The sequence below is a fragment of the Blastococcus sp. SYSU DS0541 genome (genome assembly GCF_054050875.1).
Genome location: NZ_JBJHAD010000005.1, coordinates 140,845 through 157,981 on the forward strand (window position 1 = coordinate 140,845; position 17,137 = coordinate 157,981).

The 17,137-nt window shown below is 74.1% G+C and carries 14 protein-coding genes, 1 pseudogene and 1 riboswitch; of the genes and pseudogenes, 5 read left to right on the forward strand and 10 right to left on the reverse strand.

The window, feature by feature from the left end; all coding sequences use genetic code 11:
* Positions 1-6 precede the first annotated feature (6 nt).
* Positions 7-1,602 carry a long-chain-fatty-acid--CoA ligase gene (locus ACI794_RS07925; RefSeq protein WP_456616071.1) on the forward strand — a complete coding sequence of 532 codons (1,596 nt, stop codon included), beginning with the start codon at positions 7-9 and terminating at the stop codon, positions 1,600-1,602.
* A gap of 88 nt (positions 1,603-1,690) precedes the next feature.
* Here ACI794_RS07925 and ACI794_RS07930 read toward each other — a convergent pair whose 3' ends face one another.
* The 3 genes and pseudogenes from ACI794_RS07930 to ACI794_RS07940 form a co-directional block, all read right to left on the reverse strand.
* The gene (locus tag ACI794_RS07930) at positions 1,691-2,392 is read right to left on the reverse strand and encodes a glycerophosphodiester phosphodiesterase family protein (RefSeq protein ID WP_456616072.1); all 702 of its coding nucleotides are present in this window, start codon (positions 2,390-2,392) and stop codon (positions 1,691-1,693) included.
* A gap of 70 nt (positions 2,393-2,462) precedes the next feature.
* Positions 2,463-2,999, reverse strand: a pseudogene (locus ACI794_RS07935) (glycerophosphodiester phosphodiesterase family protein); the annotation flags it as partial.
* A gap of 652 nt (positions 3,000-3,651) precedes the next feature.
* The gene (locus ACI794_RS07940; protein ID WP_456601440.1) at positions 3,652-4,503 is read right to left on the reverse strand and encodes a patatin-like phospholipase family protein; all 852 of its coding nucleotides are present in this window, start codon (positions 4,501-4,503) and stop codon (positions 3,652-3,654) included.
* Positions 4,504-4,585: 82 nt separating this feature from the next.
* Here ACI794_RS07940 and ACI794_RS07945 point away from each other — a divergent pair, with 82 nt between their 5' ends.
* Positions 4,586-6,328 carry a class I adenylate-forming enzyme family protein gene (locus ACI794_RS07945; protein ID WP_456616073.1) on the forward strand — a complete coding sequence of 581 codons (1,743 nt, stop codon included), beginning with the start codon at positions 4,586-4,588 and terminating at the stop codon, positions 6,326-6,328.
* Positions 6,329-6,403: 75 nt separating this feature from the next.
* Positions 6,404-7,462, forward strand: a complete 1,059-nt coding sequence (locus ACI794_RS07950; RefSeq protein WP_456601442.1) for a potassium channel family protein — start codon at positions 6,404-6,406, stop codon at positions 7,460-7,462.
* 98 nt (positions 7,463-7,560) lie between these two features.
* Here the strand turns inward: ACI794_RS07950 and ACI794_RS07955 are convergent, their stop codons facing one another.
* From ACI794_RS07955 to ACI794_RS07985, 7 genes are all read right to left on the reverse strand, one after another.
* The gene (locus ACI794_RS07955; RefSeq protein ID WP_456601443.1) at positions 7,561-9,075 is read right to left on the reverse strand and encodes an adenylate/guanylate cyclase domain-containing protein; all 1,515 of its coding nucleotides are present in this window, start codon (positions 9,073-9,075) and stop codon (positions 7,561-7,563) included.
* A gap of 40 nt (positions 9,076-9,115) precedes the next feature.
* The gene (locus tag ACI794_RS07960) at positions 9,116-10,327 is read right to left on the reverse strand and encodes an MFS transporter (RefSeq protein WP_456616074.1); all 1,212 of its coding nucleotides are present in this window, start codon (positions 10,325-10,327) and stop codon (positions 9,116-9,118) included.
* Positions 10,328-10,349: 22 nt separating this feature from the next.
* The gene (locus ACI794_RS07965) at positions 10,350-10,913 is read right to left on the reverse strand and encodes a TetR/AcrR family transcriptional regulator (RefSeq protein ID WP_456601444.1); all 564 of its coding nucleotides are present in this window, start codon (positions 10,911-10,913) and stop codon (positions 10,350-10,352) included.
* A 121-nt stretch (positions 10,914-11,034) separates the two neighbouring features.
* Positions 11,035-11,850: a MetQ/NlpA family ABC transporter substrate-binding protein gene (locus ACI794_RS07970; protein WP_456616075.1), complete on the reverse strand. Its 816-nt coding sequence runs from the start codon at positions 11,848-11,850 to the stop codon at positions 11,035-11,037.
* 62 nt (positions 11,851-11,912) lie between these two features.
* Positions 11,913-12,572, reverse strand: a complete 660-nt coding sequence (locus tag ACI794_RS07975) for a methionine ABC transporter permease (protein WP_456583120.1) — start codon at positions 12,570-12,572, stop codon at positions 11,913-11,915.
* Positions 12,569-13,585 (reverse strand): methionine ABC transporter ATP-binding protein, encoded by a 1,017-nt coding sequence (locus tag ACI794_RS07980; RefSeq protein ID WP_456616076.1) that lies wholly within the window; start codon positions 13,583-13,585, stop codon positions 12,569-12,571. Before ACI794_RS07980 ends, ACI794_RS07975 begins: the two co-directional genes overlap by 4 nt.
* A gap of 137 nt (positions 13,586-13,722) precedes the next feature.
* Entirely contained in the window at positions 13,723-13,797 is a 75-nt protein-coding gene (locus tag ACI794_RS07985) for a putative leader peptide (protein ID WP_374201310.1), read from the reverse strand.
* Positions 13,798-13,803: 6 nt separating this feature from the next.
* Positions 13,804-13,898, reverse strand: a riboswitch (SAM riboswitch).
* A gap of 856 nt (positions 13,899-14,754) precedes the next feature.
* Here ACI794_RS07985 and ACI794_RS07990 point away from each other — a divergent pair.
* Together ACI794_RS07990 and ACI794_RS07995 are read left to right on the forward strand one after the other, a co-directional pair.
* Positions 14,755-16,224, forward strand: coding sequence for an NAD(P)/FAD-dependent oxidoreductase (locus tag ACI794_RS07990; protein ID WP_456616077.1), 1,470 nt, complete (start codon positions 14,755-14,757; stop codon positions 16,222-16,224).
* Between the two features lie 14 nt (positions 16,225-16,238).
* On the forward strand, positions 16,239-17,123 hold the full coding sequence (locus ACI794_RS07995; RefSeq protein WP_456616078.1) for an alpha/beta fold hydrolase: 885 nt from the start codon (positions 16,239-16,241) through the stop codon (positions 17,121-17,123).
* Positions 17,124-17,137: the final 14 nt, after the last annotated feature.

Below are 17,137 nucleotides of genomic sequence, written 5' to 3' on the forward strand. Positions count from 1 at the left end.
AAGCCCGTGAGCGTCCAGATCCCCGTCCTGCAGGGCCGCGGCATGACGATGAGCGACATGCTGGCCCGGCACGCCCGGACCACCCCGGACGCGCCGGCGCTGCGCTTCGAGGGGTCGGGCCGCTCCTACGCCGAGCTGGACGAGCGGGTCGACCGGCTGGCCCGGGCGCTGCACGCGCGCGGGGTGCGCACCGGCGACCGGGTGGCCGTGCTCGCGCTCAACGGCCCCGAGACGTGGGAGGCCTACCTCGCCGGCGTGCGACTGGGCGCGGTCGTCGTCCCGGTCAACTTCCGGCTGGTGGCCGACGAGGTCGCCTACGTGCTCACCGATTCCGGCGCCGTCGCCCTGGTCGTGGACAACCCGCTGGCGGAGGTCGCCGCCAAGGCGCGCGAGCAGGCACGGGCGGTCACGACGGCGCTGGTGATCGGCGGCGGGGACGCCGGGCCGGGCAGCGAGGACTACGCGGCCGCGCTCGCGACGGCCGACGGCGAGCGGCTCGACGTCGTCGTCGACGAGGACGAGGCCGCGTTCATCATGTACACCTCCGGCACGACCGGGCGGCCCAAGGGCGCGGTGCTGACCCACCGGAACCTGACCATGCACGTGTTCAGCCAGATCACCACGCTGGGCTGGGACCCGGCCGACCGCGTCTCCGTGCCCGGGGCGCCGCTGTTCCACATCGCCGGGCTGGCCGGCGGGCTGCCGCCGCTGCTGCTCGGCGGGGTCCACGTGATCCTCCGGTCCGGCGCGTTCGACCCGGCCGCGACCCTCGACCTGATGGAGCGGGAGGAGGTCTCCAGCATCTTCCTGGTGCCGGCCATGTGGGCGGCCGTCCTGGCGGTGCCCGACCTGGCCGCGCGTGACCTCTCCTCCCTGCGCCGAATCTCCTGGGGCGCGGCGCCGGCCTCCACCACCCTGCTGCGCGCGCTGATCGACGCCTTCCCGCAGGCCGAGGTGGTCACCGCCTTCGGGCAGACCGAGTGCAGCCCGGTCACCTGCCTGCTCCGCGGCGAGGACTCCGTGCGCAAGATCGGCTCGGTCGGCACGCCGATCCTGAACGTCGAGGTGCGGGTGGTCGACGAGGCGATGGAGGACGTGCCGCGGGGTGAGGTCGGCGAGATCGTCTACCGCAGCCCGATGGTGATGAAGGAGTACTGGGGCAAGCCGGAGGCGACCGCGGAGGCCTTCGCCGGCGGGTGGTTCCACTCGGGGGACCTCGTGCGCCAGGACGAGGACGGCTACTTCTACGTCGTCGACCGCAAGAAGGACATGATCATCTCCGGCGGCGAGAACATCTACTGCGCCGAGGTGGAGAACGTGCTGGCCGCCCACCCGAAGGTCGCCGAGGTCGCGTTGATCGGCGTGCAGGACACCCGCTACGGCGAGGCGCCGCTGGCCGTGGTCGCCCCCCGCGACGCCGCCGACCCCCCGACGTCGGAGGAGCTCGCGGCGTTCTGCCGGGAGCGGCTCGCCCGCTACAAGAACCCGCGGGAGTACTCGGTGGTGGCCGCGCTCCCCCGCAACCCGAGCGGGAAGGTGCTCAAGACGGCGCTGCGGCAGGAGCACTCGGCCGGGTCGCTGGTCGCCGAGCCCGTCGTCTGAACCCGCCCCCCTCTCCCGGCGATCATGGCGCCGTGACCGCCCCGGGACCCCGGGGAGTGGTCACGGCGCCATGATCACGGGGAATTGGTCAGCCGGTGGCGGTGTCGAACAGGTCGCGGGAGACCACGCCGGTGTCCGGGTTGTCGGTGAACATCCCGTCGATGCCGGCCTCCCAGAAGGCGACGTGCTCGGCCAGCGCGCGGCCGTAGTCGTCGGGGGCGGCCCCGTCCTGGAGCGCCGGCGGCAGGAACACGTTCTCGTTGCGGAACGTGTAGGGGTGCACCAGCAGCCCGGCCTCGTGCGCGTCGTCGACGAGCGCGGTCGGGGTGCCGAGCGTCCCGTCGGCCTCGCGCGGGATGACCTGGTTCTTCTCCGGCCCGACCCCCTCGGCGTAGGTGGCGATCTCCTGCAGCCCCTCGGCGGTGGTGAGGTCGGCGTAGGTGCGCGGGTCACCGGCGGCCGTGAAGTCGTAGGGCTGCCCCGAGGCCGACAGCAGCTGGACCAGCGGCACGCGCACCCCCTGCTCCTCCAGCTCGCGCAGGTTCGCCGTCTCGAAGGACTGGATGAACACCGGCGAGGTGTGCTTGTGCACGCGCGCCTCGCGCAGGTCGGTCATCAGCGGCTCCTCGAGGGAGAGCCCGATGCCGTCGAAGTAGGTGGGGTGCTTGGTCTCGACGTAGACGCCGATCTCTCGGCGGAGCTCCTTGGAGAGCCGGGCCCGCAGCTCGAGCACCTCGTCGAGGGTCGGCACCTGGTAGAGGCCGTCGTAGAGGGTGTTCTCCTCGCGCACCTCGGGAAGCCGCGACGGCGCGGAGGGTGCGCAGCTCGGCGAGGGTGAAGTCCTCGGTGAACCAGCCGGTCAGCGGGGCGCCGTCGATGACCTTGGTGGTGCGGCGGGAGGCGAACTCCGGCCGGTCGGCGACGTCGGTGGTCCCGGAGATCTCGTTCTCGTGCCGGGCGACGAGGACGCCGTCCTGGGTGCTCACCACGTCGGGCTCGATGTAGTCGGCCCCCATCCGGGCGGCGAGCTCGTAGGAGGCCAGCGTGTGCTCCGGCCGGTAGCCGGAGGCGCCGCGGTGGCCGACGACGAGCAGGTCCTCGGCGAGCGCCGTCGCCGGCTCGGGGACCGGCGGCCGCGGCGCCGCGGTCGCGGGGACGGCCGCCGGGACGGCGAGGGACAGGGGGACGGCGACCGCGACGGCGGCGACCGCGGCACGCAGGCGGCGTGCTGGGGACATGGGGGCTCCCGCGGGCTCGGACGGCGACCATCGCCGTCGGCTCCGCGAGGTCATCCCAGCGGCACCAGGTGCCCGGGGCCAGTCGTGAGCAGCAACTCCCGGTGACCAACGCGTGGCACCCAGGTGCCGCCCCTCAGCCAGCCCCTGAGTACGGCCCATGAGGGTGATGGCATCGGGCTAGCAGTCCGTCGCGGACTCGCCCAGAAGGCGGCTTCAGAGGAGTGGCGACACCGGTCGCACCGACAGCCCTTGTTGGCGCAACGCTGGCGGGAGGACCCTCTCCCCATGACCAGCTTCGTGTTGATTCACGGCGCCTTCTGCCGCAGTTGGATCTGGGACGACACGGCTGGAGTTAGGGCAGACCACTCGAGCTCAGGGCTTGCGCCGGCTCAACCAGTACCGAGCCAGTCGACGGATCCCGAAGCCCGCGGGCAAGCAGATGACACCCGCAAGGCCGCATTAGGCAACGACTGACCGAGAGTGCGCGCCAGCATCGGGATGACAAGGACCGTGAAACCCGCCGAGATGAGCGCCATGGGGCCTGGCATCCAATCGGCGTTTCCCCATCCACGCGCTCGAGACGAGCTCAGACCGACGACTGGCCGTCTGCGTCGTCCGGCGTGCTGATGCTCGGACGCTCACCCGGGCCCCTTTTCCCCAGTTGGGCACTGGCCGCCGGACCACTCGATCAGCCGCCTCAGAGCGGGCCGCTAGGGCGATCCGCAGGCTCCCCCCAACGGACGCCCTAGCGGCACCTCCGGCGGTCGCATCCCCGGAGTTGGCCCAATCTGTCACCCTCACCTGCCGCCGCTCAGCCGGCCCAGACCTCGCCGACCCGCGCCGCGACCGCGGCCGCCTGGACCCGCCCCGCCCGGGCCGCGGGCTCCCGCGCGGCGGGGTCGAGGACGTTGCGGCCGATCGCCGCCCGGGCCGCCTGGTCCGGCGAGACGACCGCGACGCGCGACACCATGCCGGTGACCTGGGCGTCGACGCTGGCCAGCGGGCCGACCCCGCGCGGGATGGGGGCGAGCACGACGAGCCGGTCGTAGCCCTGGGCGAGGTCGGCGTTGGCCGCCGAGCGCATCCCGCCGTCGACGTACCGGCGGCCGTCGATGGTGACCGGCGGGTAGACCCCGGGCACCGCGCAACTCGCGGCCACCGCCTGCACCAGCGGGACGCCGGACTCGCGGTCGAAGGTGCGGAACTCGCCCGTGGCGGCGTCCACCGCGGTGATGACGAGCGCCCGCTCGGGCCAGTCGCGGGAGACCAGCCGGGAGCCGATGACGTCGATCCGCTCCTCCTCGCTCGGGGTGAGCCCCGCCTTCTCCGCGGCGATCGCCAGGGTGCCGATCCGCCGGCGGAACTCCACGTCGCGGCCGCGGCTGGCCACCATCGCCCAGCCGTACCGAATCAGGTTCCCGCGGGTCATCCGCGCGACCTTCTCCTGCGTCGGCGGCTCGAGCTGCCGGGCGTACATCGCCTCGAGCGGGGCGCCGCCGGTGAGCTGCGCGCCGACGACCGAGCCGGCCGACGTGCCGACGACGAGGTCGGCCCCGGTGAGGTCGACACCCGCCTCGGCCAGGCCGGCGAGCACGCCGATCTCCCAGGCGATGCCGGTGATGCCGCCCCCGCCGAGCACGAGGGCGGTCCGCTGGTCGCTCATGGGCGACATCCTCACAGAATCCTCGACACAGCCTGTGAGCTGGGCCACCCTGTGGCTCAGGTCACCCGACGAGAGGAAACGAATGACCACCGTGCAGTCCGCCCCGGCACCCACCGCGGCCAGCTGGCCGCCCGGGCTGCCCCGGTCCCTGGACTACCCGAGCGTCCCGGTGGGCTCCGTCCTCCGGGCCGCCGTGCGACGGTGGGGCGACCGGACGGCGTTCGTCGACCACGACGTGCCGCTCACGTTCACCGAGCTCGGGGCCCGCGCGCACGCGGTGGCGGGCTGGCTGGCCGACCACGGCATCGGGCGCGGCGACGTCGTCGCCGTCCACATCCCCAACTGCCGGCAGTACCCGCCGCTCTACTACGGGATCCTGCTGGCCGGAGCCACCTTCTCCCCCACCAACCCGCTGCTGCCCGCCGCCGACCTCGCCGCCCAGCTCGACGACGCCGGCGCGACGGTGGTCGTCACCTGGGACCAGGTGCTGCCCTTCGTCCGGGGCGCCATCGGGCAGACCGGGGTCGGGACGGTCGTCGTCACCGGCGAGGCGCACATCCTCGACTTCGCCGCCCGCATCGACGGCCTCGAGCCCACCGACGTCGACCTCGCCGACCTGCTGGCCGGCGACCCGACCGACCGGCACCTCGACGCCGGCGTCGACGTCGAGCACGACCTCGCGCACCTGGCCTACACCGGCGGCACCACCGGCGTCAGCAAGGGCGTGGAGCTGCCGCACCGCCAGGTCGTCACCAACGTCCTGCAGTCGGGCTGCTGGACCTCCGGGAGCCTCCCCGCCCTCGACGAGGAGGGGGACGTGACGCTGCAGCAGGTGCTCGGCCCCGACGAATGCCCCACCCGCCTGGGCGAGGCCCGGATCATCAACCTGACGCCCTGGTTCCACGCCATGGGGGCGATCGGCTACCTCAACGGCATGGTCATGGGCGGCACGATGACCGTCATCCACATGCGGTTCGACCCGGCGAAGTACGTCGAGGACATGATCAAGCACGAGGTCACCTCCATCGGCGGGGCGCCGCCGGTCTTCGTGGCGCTGCTGCAGGTGCCCGGGTTCGCCGAGGCCGACCTCTCCCACGTCCGCGGGATCAGCAGCGGCGCCGCACCTCTGCCGGTCACGTTGATCGAGCGGATGCAGGCGCTCATGCCGAACGCCACGATCGGCGAGGGCTACGGGCTGACCGAGGTCACGATGATGGCCACCGGCAACCCGTCCTTCCGCTCGGGCACCCGGAAGCCGGGCACCGTCGGCGTGCCGATCTTCGACACCGAGATCAGCATCCGGCCGATCGGCGGCGGCGACCCGCTGCCGGCCGGCGAGCGCGGCGAGGTCTGCATCCGCGGGCCCCAGGTCATGCGGGGCTACGCGCACCGCCCCGAGGCCACGGCCGAGTCGATCGACGCCGACGGCTGGTTCCACTCCGGCGACGTCGGCATCCTCGACGAGGACGGCTACCTCTCGATCGTCGACCGCACCAAGGACATGCTGCTCTACAAGGGCTACAACGTGTTCCCCCGCGAGCTCGAGGAGATCCTGTTCGGCGTCCCGGGCGTCGCCGGCGCCGCGGTCGTCGGCCGGCCCGACGAGGAGGCCGGGGAGCTGCCGGTGGCCTACGTCGTCCGCAAGGACGACGCCACCGGCGCGGCACTGACCGCAGAGTCGGTCATGGCCGCGGTCAACGACAAGGTGACCCCGTACAAGCGGCTGCGCGACGTGCGGTTCATCGATGCGATCCCCGTCTCGGCGGCCGGCAAGGTGCTCAAGCGGGAGCTCGCCGCCCGCGAGCGCGAGGCCGTCGGGGGCTGAGCCGGTGCGTGCCGCCGCACCCCGTTCGGGTGCGGCGGCACGCGGCCGCGCTCTGCGCTCACTATCGTCCGCGGCGTGGAGGAACAGCGGAACGGGCTGGAGACCGAGCACACCGGTGTGCGGATCGCGCACACCGAGCAGTCGCCGGTCCGCCAGGTGTTGCGTCGCGTCGTCATCGCGGCGGTCGTCCTCTTCGTCGTCGTGGTCGTGGTCTACCTGGACCGCGACGGCTACGCCGACAGCCGTGGCGACGAGATCTCGTTCCTCGACGCCGCCTACTACGCGACGGTCAGCCTCTCCACCACCGGCTACGGCGACATCACACCGGTCACCCCGGGCGCGCGGCTGACCAACGTCCTGCTGATCACGCCGCTGCGGATCATGTTCCTGATCGTCCTCATCGGAACGACCCTCGAGGCGCTCACCGCGCGCTCGCGCGAGGAGTTCCGCATCCACCGCTGGAGGTCCCGCGTGCGCCAGCACGTCATCGTGTGCGGCTACGGCACCAAGGGCCGCAGCGCCATCCGCTCCCTGCAGGCCAGCGGCACCCCGCTGGAGAAGATCGTCGTCGTCGATCCGGACCCACGGGCGATCGACGAGGCCAACGCTCTGGGCCTCACCGGCATCGTCGGCGACGCCGGCCGCACCGAGGTGCTGCGGCGGGCCGCCGTGGAGCGCGCCCGGTCGGTCATCGTGGCGGCCAACCGGGACGACTCCTCGGTGCTCATCACCCTCACCGTGCGTCAGCTCAACCCGAGCGTGCCGATCACCACGAGCGTCCGCGAGGAGGAGAACGCCAACCTCCTGCGGCAGTCCGGCGCGGACACCGTCATCACCACCTCGGCGACGTCCGGCCGCCTGCTCGGCCTCTCCACCGACAGCCCCCGCGTGGTCGCCGTCGTCGAGGACCTCGTGACCGGTGGCCAGGGCCTCGACCTGCACCAGCGGACCGCGACCAGGGACGAGGTGGGGCTCGGGCCGCGGCAGCTGCGCGACATCGTGCTCTCGGTGACCCGGGGCGGGCGCACGCTGCGCTTCGACGACCCGCTGATCGGCACCCTGCAGCCCGAGGACGTGCTCGTCGTCGTCAAGGCGCACGAGCCCGGGAAGACGATGCAGCCGCCCACGCAGTAGTTCTGTCGTCCTCCGGACGACACCGCCGCCAGGTGCCGTTCCCCTGCTGCGACGAGCGCGTCCGTCGCGCCTGCGCGACCCTGCAGTCGGGGGGCGATCTATAGGACCCGCACCCACGTGCGGGTCGGCTCGTCGCGGCCGCGGAGCTCCACCTCGCCCGCCGGGTGCCAGTGCCCCCGCTCCTCCGGTGCCGCTGCCAGCACGGTCGGTTCGCTGGCGATCGCGCGGCCCGGGTGGTCCTTGGCCAGGTCGGTGAGCCGCGCCGCCTCGTTCACCGGGTCGCCGATCACGGTGTACTCCAGCCGGCTGGCCGCCCCCACCTGCCCGGCCCACACCCGGCCGCACGCCACGCCCACCCCGACGTCGACCTCCCCGGCGGCGGCGACGGCGTCGCAGATGCGCCGGGCCGCCCGCAGCGCGGCACCCGCCGGGTCGGGGTGGTCGGCCGGGGCGCCGAACACGCAGAGCGCGGCGTCGCCCTCGAACTTGTTCACCAGGCCGCCCTCGCCCTCGATCGTCTCCACGACGATCCCGAAGAAGCGGTTGAGCAGGCCGACCATCTCCTCGGGGCCCGTGCGGCGCACCAGCGCGGTGGAGCCGGCGACGTCCACGAACAGCGCCGCGACGGTGCGCTCCTCCCCGCCCAGCGAGACCCCGGTCGCCAGCGCCCGCTGGGCCACCGTCGTCCCGACGTGCCGGCCGAACAGGTCGCGCAAACGTTCCCGCTCCGCCAGGCCGGCGGCCATGGAGTTGACCCCCTCCTGCAGCAGGCCGATCTCCCCGGCGTCGTCCACCACGACGTCGACGTCGTAGTCCCCCGCCCCCACCCGCTGCACCGCGCGCCGCAGGTCGCGCAGCGGCCGGCCCACGGCGCGAGCGGTGAGCACGGTGGCCAGCGCGCCGACCAGCAGCGCGACCACGACGAGGAAGACGACGGCGGCGCGACCGGGCCCCTCGGGGTTGCTCGGGTCCAGGTACAGCAGGACGACGCCGATCATCGGCACCCCGCTGGTGAGCCCCCAGGTCAGCAGCAACCGGATGCGCACCCCGAGGGTCAGCGCCCCGTCGGGCGGGTGGGCGGCCAGCGCGCGGGCGGTGACGGCGCGGGCGGCCCGGGCGACCAGCAGGTAGGTGACGCCGGCGGTGACCACGCCACCGAGCACGACGGCGACGGCGATCCGGGCGCCGACCCGGGCGTCGGGGAAGGTGACCGCCGCGACCGCCCCCATGAGCACCGCGCCCAGCAGCCAGACGACGGCGGCGACGAGGGCGGTGTCCAGCGGGAGCCGCAGCGCCTGCCGCGCCTCCTCACCCGAGGGCTCGCGGCCGGCCACGAGCCAGCGGTTGGTGGCGCGCTGCCGCCGCAGCCCGGCGACCACCGCCAGCGGCAGGGCGACGGCGAGGTAGCCCGCGGCCGCCCAGAGCACCTCGGCGCGACCACCGCTCCCCCGGCTGCCCTCCACCCCGAGGAGCAGCAGGACCACGGTGCCGACGCCGATCAGGTTGGCGCCGACGACCAGTCCGACGATGACCGGGACGGCGAGGCGGCCGCTGGGCGCCCACTCGGCCATGTCGGTGAGCCGACGGCGCACGTCGTCACCCGCGATGGTCACGACCGGCTCAACGAGCGCGGGGCGCGCACGGCACGGCCGCTCACCCGGTCGGGGCGGGGCGGGCGGCCGCGGGCCGCCCCGGCAGCGTGCGCCCGAGCGCCAGCGCGCCGATCCCGGCGAGGACGACGCCGATCAGCGCGACCCGCAGGCTGAACGCATCGGCCAGGATCCCGATCAGCGGCGGGGAGAGCAGGAACCCGATCCGCAGCAGCCAGTTGATCACCATCAGGCCCTGGCCGTGCGGGAGGCCGGGGAGCTCGTCCGCGGCGTGGTAGACGGCGGGGATGAGCGTGGCGACGCCCAGGCCGGCCAGCGCGAAGCCGACCAGCGTGGTGGCCACCGAGGGGACGGCCAGCGCCAGCCCGAGACCCACCGCGGCCATCGCTCCCCCGGCCCGCGCGACCCGGCGCTCCCCGAACCGGTCGACGACGCGGTCGCCGGTCAGCCGACCCACGGTCATCGCCGCCATGAGGGCGACGAAGCCCAGGCCGGCCGTCGCGGCGCCGGCGTCGAGCTCGGTGCGCAGGTAGAGGGCACTCCACGACGCACCGACGTCCTCGATCAGCGCGCCGCAGGCGGCGAGCAGGCCGAGCACCGCCAGCGCCGGGACCGCGGCCCGACGCCTGGGGCGCGCCAGCGGCACCTGCTCGGCGACCGGCTCGGGCTCGTCCGTGCCGGGGAGGACACCGCGGGAGACGACCAGGGCGGCCGCGCCGAAGACCACGGCGGAGACGCCGAGGTGCACGGTCAAGGGGATGTCGAGCCCGGCCGCCGCGGCGCCGAGCAGCCCGCCGGTGACCGCGCCGATGCTCCAGACGCCGTGCAGCGAGTTGATGATCGAGCGGCCGTAGAGCCGCTGGACCCGGAGGCCGTGCGCGTTCTGCGCGACGTCCACGACCGCGTCCAGAGCGCCGACCACCAGGAAGGCGGCGGCCAGGGCCGGCCAGTTCGGCGCGACCGAGACCGTCCACACGACCACGCCCAGCAGCGCAAGCCCGTAGGAGGCGACCCGGCCGGAGCCGAACCGGCGGTTGAGCGCGGCCGAGGACAGCCCGGCCAGCAGTGCGCCCAGCGGCACCGCCGCCAGCGCGGCCCCCAGTGCGGTGCTGCTCAGCTCGAGCTCGGCCTTGACCGCCGGCAGCCGTGGCACGAGCCCGGCGTAGAAGACGGCGTTGAGGAAGAAGCAGGCGGCGACGGCGATGCGGACGCGGCGCAGTCGCGCGGGCTCGACGGTCGCGGAGGCGGAGGACATGGCGGGGTCGGGGCTCCTGGGCTCAGCCGGCGAACCGGAACAGCGCGGCGCGGATCTGCGCGGCGTCCATCGGGTCGGTGGAGAGGGCGCTGTGCAGGACCAGCCCCTCGACGAGGGCGTCGACCTCCCGGGCGGTCACCGGGTCGAGGTGGCGCTCCAGGCTGCGGCGGCTCCGGGACATCAAGTCCTGGGTCACCGCGCGCAGGTCGGCGTCGCGGGCCGCGGCGACGTAGAGCTCGACGGCGAGCACCAGGTCCCGCTGCGAGCCGAGCAGGTCGCCGGTGAGGTGCTCGACCAGCGCGTCTAGCGCCGCCGCGCGGTCGGGGGCGGCCGCCATCCGGGCGTCGAACCGGGCGGCGACGTCGTCGACGTGCCGCGTGAAGGCAGCGGCGAGCAGCTCGGTGAGCGAGCCGAAGTGGTAAGTCAGCGACCCGAGCGGCACGTCGGCGGCGCGCGCGATCGCCCGGTGCGTGGCCGCCGTGACGCCCCGTGCGGCGATGACGTCGAGGGTCGTGTCGACCAGGCGGTCGCGCCGGCCGGGGTCGTGCCGGCGCGGACGGCGGACCGGCGCCGGACCGGCGCCCACGGGGCGGGCTCGTCCAGCCGGCGGAGATCTCATAGGAACGAGCGTACAGATGCGCCCCGGGGCGGTGCGCGAGGCGGGGCGTCCGAGCGGGCGCCCCGCCCCGGCGGTCAGGATGCCCCGGTCAGAACGCGGCGAGGACGGCGCCCTCGTAGTTCTGCTCGATGAACTGCCGCACGTCCTCCGAGTGCAGCAGCTCCTCCAGCTCCTGGATGCGCTCGTCGCCCTCGTCGCCGGTGCGCACCACCAGGAGGTTGGCGTTGGGGTTGCCCTCGCCCTCCTCCAGCGCCAGTGCGTCCTCGGCCGGGACCAGGTCGGCCTCGATGGCGTAGTTGCCGTTGATGACCGCGATGTCCACGTCGGCCAGCGACCGGGGCACCTGCGCGGCCTCGACCTCGGAGATCTCGAGGCTCTTCGGGTTGCCCTCGATGTCCAGCGAGGTCGGCGCGGCGTCGCCGGTGTCGGCGAGGGCGATCAGGCCGTTGGCCTCGAGGAGCCGCAGCGCCCGCGCGGCGTTGGTCGGGTCGTTCGGGATCGCCACGGTCGCGCCGTCGGGCAGGTCGGCGAGGTCGGTCAGCGTGCTCGAGTAGATGCCGAGCGGCTCGATGTGCACCGGCTCCAGCGCCTGGAAGTCGTAGCCGGCACTGGCCTCCTGCTCCTCCAGGTACGGGATGGTCTGGAAGTAGTTGGCGTCCAGGGAGCCGTCGTCCAGGGCGACGTTGGGCTGCACGTAGTCGGTGAACTCGACGATCTCCAGGTCCAGGCCGGCGTCCTCGGCGAGGTTCTCGTCGATGTAGCGCAGGATCTCCGCGTGCGGGACCGGGGAAGCGCCGACCCGCAGCGGCTCGTCGGCCGCGGAGAGCTCGGCGTCGCCGCCGCAGGCGGCGAGCAGGGCCGTCATCGCCGAGGCGGCGAGCAGGGCGGGAAAGCGGGTGCGCATGGTGGTGGTTCTCCTCGGGAGTGGGGTGCGACGGCGGCCGGGTGGCCGCCGTGGAGGTCGGGTCAGGCGTGCGCGAGCGAGCGCGCCCAGCGGTCGCCGGCCCACTGGAGGGCCTGGACGATGACCAGCAGGAGGACGACGGTCGCGAGGGTGATGTCGGTGCGGAACTGCTGGTAGCCGAAGCGGATGGCGAAGTCGCCCAGCCCGCCACCACCGACCGCACCGGCCATGGCCGAGTAGCTGATCAGCGCGACGACGGTGATCGTCACGCCGGCGACCAGCGACGGCCGGGCCTCCGGCAGCAGCACGGTGCGGACGACGTCGCGCCGGCGGGCACCCATGGACAGCGCCGCCTCGACCTTGCCTTCCGCGACCTCGCGCAGGCTGGTCTCCACCAGCCGGGCGAGGAACGGGACGGCGCCGATGGTCAGCGGCACGATCGCCGCGGTGGAGCCGATCGTCGTCCCGACGATGCCGCGGGTGACCGGGGCGACGAGGACCAGCAGGATGATGAACGGCAGCGCACGGCCGAGGTTCACGACCAGGCCGACGAGCCGGTGCAGCAACGGCCGCGGGGCCAGCCCGCCCGGCGCGGTGACGGTGAGCAGCACGCCCAGCGGGACGCCGAGCAGCACGGTGACCAGCGCCGCGACGCCGACCATGTAGAGGGTCTCCCAGGTGGCGTCCAGCAGCTGCGGCCAGATGCGGTTCCAGTCGCTCACCGGGCCACCTCGGCGGTCGCGGCCACGCGCTCGACGAGGACGCCGCCGGCCCGCAGCCGGTGCACGGCGTCGTCGAGGCCCGCCATCCCCCCGCTGACCCGCAGGAGCAGCCGGCCGTAGCGGCCACCGGCGACGGTCTCCACCGATCCGCCGGCGATCTCGACGGCCAGGCCGAGCTCCCCGATCAACGTCCGGAGGACGACGGTCTCCGGGGTCCGGTCGGTGACGGTCACCCGCAGCAGGGCGCCGTCGTGCCCGGCACCGGCGTCCGCGACCGGTGCCGGGAGCAGGGCATCACCCAGCGGGGAGCCCGGCCGGGTGAGGACGTCGGCCAGCCGGCCGCCGTCGACCACCCGCCCCCGGTCCAGGAGCACGGCGCTGTCGCACACGGCCTTGACGACGGACATCTCGTGCGTGATCAGGAGGACCGTGAGGCCGAGCTCGTCCCGCACCCGGCGCAGCAGCTCCAGGACACCGGTGGTGCTGGCCTGGTCCAGCGCGGACGTGGCCTCGTCGCAGAGCAGCACGTTCGGGCGGACGGCCAGCGCGCGGGCGATCGCCACGCGCTGCTTCTGGCCGCCGGAGAGCTGGGCGGGGCGGGCGTCGGCGCGGTCGCCGAGCCCCACGAGGTCCAGCAGCTCGCCGGCCCGCCGTCTGCGCTCCGTCCGGCCCACGCCCGAGAGCTCCAGCGGGTGCTCCACGTTGCCCGCCGCGGTGCGCGAGTCGAGCAGCTCGAAGTGCTGGAAGACCATCCCGATGGAGCGCCGCGCCTGCCGGACCTGCTCGTCGGGCAGCTCGGTGAGCACCTGCCCGTCGACGGTCACCGAGCCCGACGTGGGCCGCTCCAGCAGGTTGACCAGGCGCACCAGCGTGCTCTTGCCCGAGCCGCTGGGGCCGACGACGCCGGCGAACTCGCCCCGGGCCACGGACAGGCTGACGCCGTCGACGGCGACGACCTCGCCGGCCCGCCCGCGGGCGGGGAAGACCTTGCGGACGTCCTTCAGTTCGATCACGGGATGCGGTCCTCGGGGATTGAGCAGGCACGGGCGGGCGGCGACGCCGGCGACGGCGTGGCGGCCCGCGGTGCGTGGCGGCTGGGGCTGCACGCCCGCCGTCGAGCAGGGCGGGCGTCGCTAGGAGGCGGGAGGCCTCAGCGGCACATGGCTGTGCCGGTGCGGCACAGGTCGACGTGCCGGCGGGCCCACGAGAGCAGCTCGTACCGCATGGTGTTCCTCCATCGGTCCTGGCAGTAGCACCCGCGCCCGCCGATGCGGGGGGTTGCTGCGACGTCGACGAGCCAGGTCTCTCAGCCGCTCCGGATGGTTGCGGGGCCGAGTCTACGGAGCGGATCAGAGGCTTTCCCGTCCGCGACCTGCGACGTCACTCACACAGCAGATCTGCAGCCGGTGGGCGGGCCGGCGCCCGAGCGTGGTCCGCGATCCCGACCACCCCGACCGAGGAGCAGCCATGTCACGCTGCTCAGCCCGCGGGTCGGCCTGGCCGCCTGCGGTACCGGTTCCGGCGGCTCGTCCGGCGCTGCCGGATCGTCGGCGTCGGCGACCACGGCGTCCGGCGAGATCCCCGACGAGACCGCCGGCCCCTACCCGGGCGACGGATCCAACCGGCCCGACGTCCTCGGCGCAGGCCCGGTTCGCCGGGCCGTACGACCCTCCCTGGCGGGACCGGCGGCTCCTAGCATTCGCCCATGACTCGGAAGCCACTGCGGTGTCGGTTCGGTTTCCACTCCTACGTCCAGCGACACCCGGGCAGCGAGCGGCCGTCGGGACCGGACGACAAGATCTGCCGGCGGTGCGGGAAGCGCACCGGCGCCCCGTTCGGAGACGTACCGGGAGCCGTCCTCGGCGGTGGCGGTGTGGGTGGCTTCTGATCAGGCGCCTCGGACCCGTGGCCGCGTCACCGCCGGATGAGACCTCGCGACCGATCCGGCGTGCATGGGCTCGATCGTCACGCAGGCCCCTCGATCCGGCTACGTGCGGCCGGCTGCACCCGAGTGGTCGTTGCGCCGCCCCGGAGCCGCCGTCTCACCGAGCGTCTCCGCGCCTCTCCGTGACGGTGAGGACCACGCGGACGGGCGGTGGTGCGTGGTAGGAGGCCTGTCACCGCCTCCGGGCCCGTGCCAGGCTGCCGCCTCGGGACCGGCTTCGCACCGGAGGAGGGCACCATGGCTGTTCCGGGTGGTCAGGAGCAGGCAACGGGCCGTGCGGTGGTGGTCGGCGGCAGCATGGCGGGGCTGCTGGCCGCGCGTGTGCTCGCCGACCATTTCGAGGACGTCGTCGTGGTGGACCGGGACACTCTGCCCGACGGGACCCAGCACCGGCGCGGCGTGCCGCAGGATCACCAGTTCCACGTCATGCTCGCTCGGGGCCTGCGGCTCATCGACGGCCTGCTCCCGGGATACGTCACCGAGCTGCAGGCGGCCGGCGCCGTGCAGATGCGCGTCCCCAGCGACATCCTGATCCTGACGCCGGCGGGGTGGCTGGACCGGGGGGCGCCCGGCTGGGAGGTGGTCTCGGCCAGCCGTCCGGTGTTCGAGACGACGGTGCGCCGCCGGGTCAGGCAGCTGCCCGGGGTCGACGTCCTGGACGGCCACGAGGTCACCGGTGTGCGTCCCGCTCGGGACGGCAGCGGTGTCACCGGCGTCAGGGTGCGTCCGGTGAGCGGGGCCGGATCCCCGTTCGAACTCCCGGCCGACGTGGTGGTCGATGCCGCCGGGCGGGGCTCTCGAGCCGTGGCCTGGTTGCGGGAGCTGGGTCATCCCTCTCCACCGGTGACCGAGGTGGACCCGAAGATCGCCTACGCCACCCGGGTCTTCCGGATGCCGGACGGCTTCAGCGCTGATTGGAAGGCGGTGATGCTCTCCTCCAAGCCGCCGTCGATCCCACGCACGGGCTACCTGTTCCCGATCGAGGACGGGCAGTGGATGGTCTGCCTGATGGGCGCGGCCGGCCAGCACCCGCCGACGGACGAGGACGGCTGGAGGGCGTTCGCCCGCAGCCTGCGCCACCCGGTGATCGCGGATGCCGTCGCCGACGCAGAGCCGGTGTCGCCGATCCGGGCCCACCGCGGCACCACCAACCGGCTGCTGCGCTTCGAGAAGATGGCCCGCTGGCCGGAAGGACTGATCGTCCTCGGAGACGCCGCCTGCGCGTTCAACCCGATCTACGGGCAGGGGATGAGCGTGGCCGCGGTCGCCGCCGACACCCTCGGCAGCCGCCTGCGGCAGCACCGGCGAGATCACCGCGCCGACGACCGAGCCGGCCTCGCGGCCGCAACGCAACGGGCGCTGGCGCGCGCGATGGCGGCTCCCTGGATGCTCTCCACCGGGGAGGACCTGCGGTTCCCGACGACCACCGGCGCCCACGCCGGCGCCGCGATGCGCGCGCAGCACCGCTACCTGGACCGCGTGGTGGCCGCCGCGACCCACGACCCGGCGGTGGCCGATGTCTACGTCCGACTGCTGGGCATGCTGGCGGCACCGACCGCCGTCTTCAGCCCGCGAGTCCTAGCCGCAGCGGCCCGCGCCGGCGCCCCTCCGGACCACGACCACCGCGCGGTCATCCCGCCTCCTCGGCGGGCGGCCGAGTCCACATCCGCCGCGACCGGGCCCACGTCGGCTCACGCCCGGCACTGAGCGAGGACGCTCCCGTGACGACGCTGACGCGGTTGGCCGAGGTCGGGCGCTCCGAGATCGCCGTCGCCGGCGTCCGCACGTCGTTCCTGCACGCCGGCCAGGCCGATGCCGACGAGGCCGTGGTGTTCCTCCACGGCAACCCCGGCCCCGCCGAGGACTGGCGCCGGCTGGTGTCCCGCACCGGCGCCTTCGCACGGGGGGTGGCTCCGGACATGCCGGGTTTCGGCGAGTCCGACAAGCCGGACCGGTTCGTCTACACCGTGGACGGCTACGCCCGGCACCTGCAGGTGTTCCTCGACGAGCTCGGCATCCGCCGGGTGCACCTGGTCCTCCACGACTTCGGTGGCCCCTGGGGCCTGACCTGGGCGGCCGACCACCAGGAGCAGTGCGCCAGCCTGACACTGGTGGACATCGGCGTGATGCGCGACTACTCGTGGCACTCGTTGGCGCGGATCTGGCGCACGACCGGGCTCGGCGAAGCCTTCATGGCCACGACCACCCTCCCCGCCATCAAGGCACTCCTCCGCCGGGGCAATCCGCGCGGGATGCCGCTGGACGCGGTAGAGCGCATCTACCGCGCCTCCCGGGACAGGGCTGCCTGCCGGGCCGTGCTCCGGCTCTACCGCGCGACCGACCTCGCTGCGGTGTCCGAGGACCTCCACCGGAGGCTGCGGGGGTTCGACCGCCCGGTCCTGGTCCTCTGGGGTGCCCGGGACCCGTACACACCTGTCCGCTGGGCCGAACGGCAGCGGGAGACCTTCCCACGGGCGCAGGTCGTCGTGCTGGACGACAGCGGGCACTGGCCGATGCTCGAGAACCCCGTCGCCGTGGAGCAACTGGTCACGGAGTTCTTGACCGGCGCGACCGCACCCGGACGCGCGGAGGGCCCGGTCAGCTGACCGGGCCCTCCGTG

Bases quoted from the DNA above. Each gene is read 5' to 3' on its own strand.
- ACI794_RS07990 (WP_456616077.1), top strand. From the start codon at position 14,755: ATGGCTGTTCCGGGTGGTCAGGAGCAGGCAACGGGCCGTGCGGTGGTG.
- ACI794_RS07940 (WP_456601440.1), bottom strand. From the start codon at position 4,503: ATGAGCGACCAGCGGACCGCCCTCGTGCTCGGCGGGGGCGGCATCACC.
- ACI794_RS07945 (WP_456616073.1), top strand. From the start codon at position 4,586: ATGACCACCGTGCAGTCCGCCCCGGCACCCACCGCGGCCAGCTGGCCG.
- ACI794_RS07970 (WP_456616075.1), bottom strand. From the start codon at position 11,850: ATGCGCACCCGCTTTCCCGCCCTGCTCGCCGCCTCGGCGATGACGGCC.
- ACI794_RS07960 (WP_456616074.1), bottom strand. From the start codon at position 10,327: ATGTCCTCCGCCTCCGCGACCGTCGAGCCCGCGCGACTGCGCCGCGTC.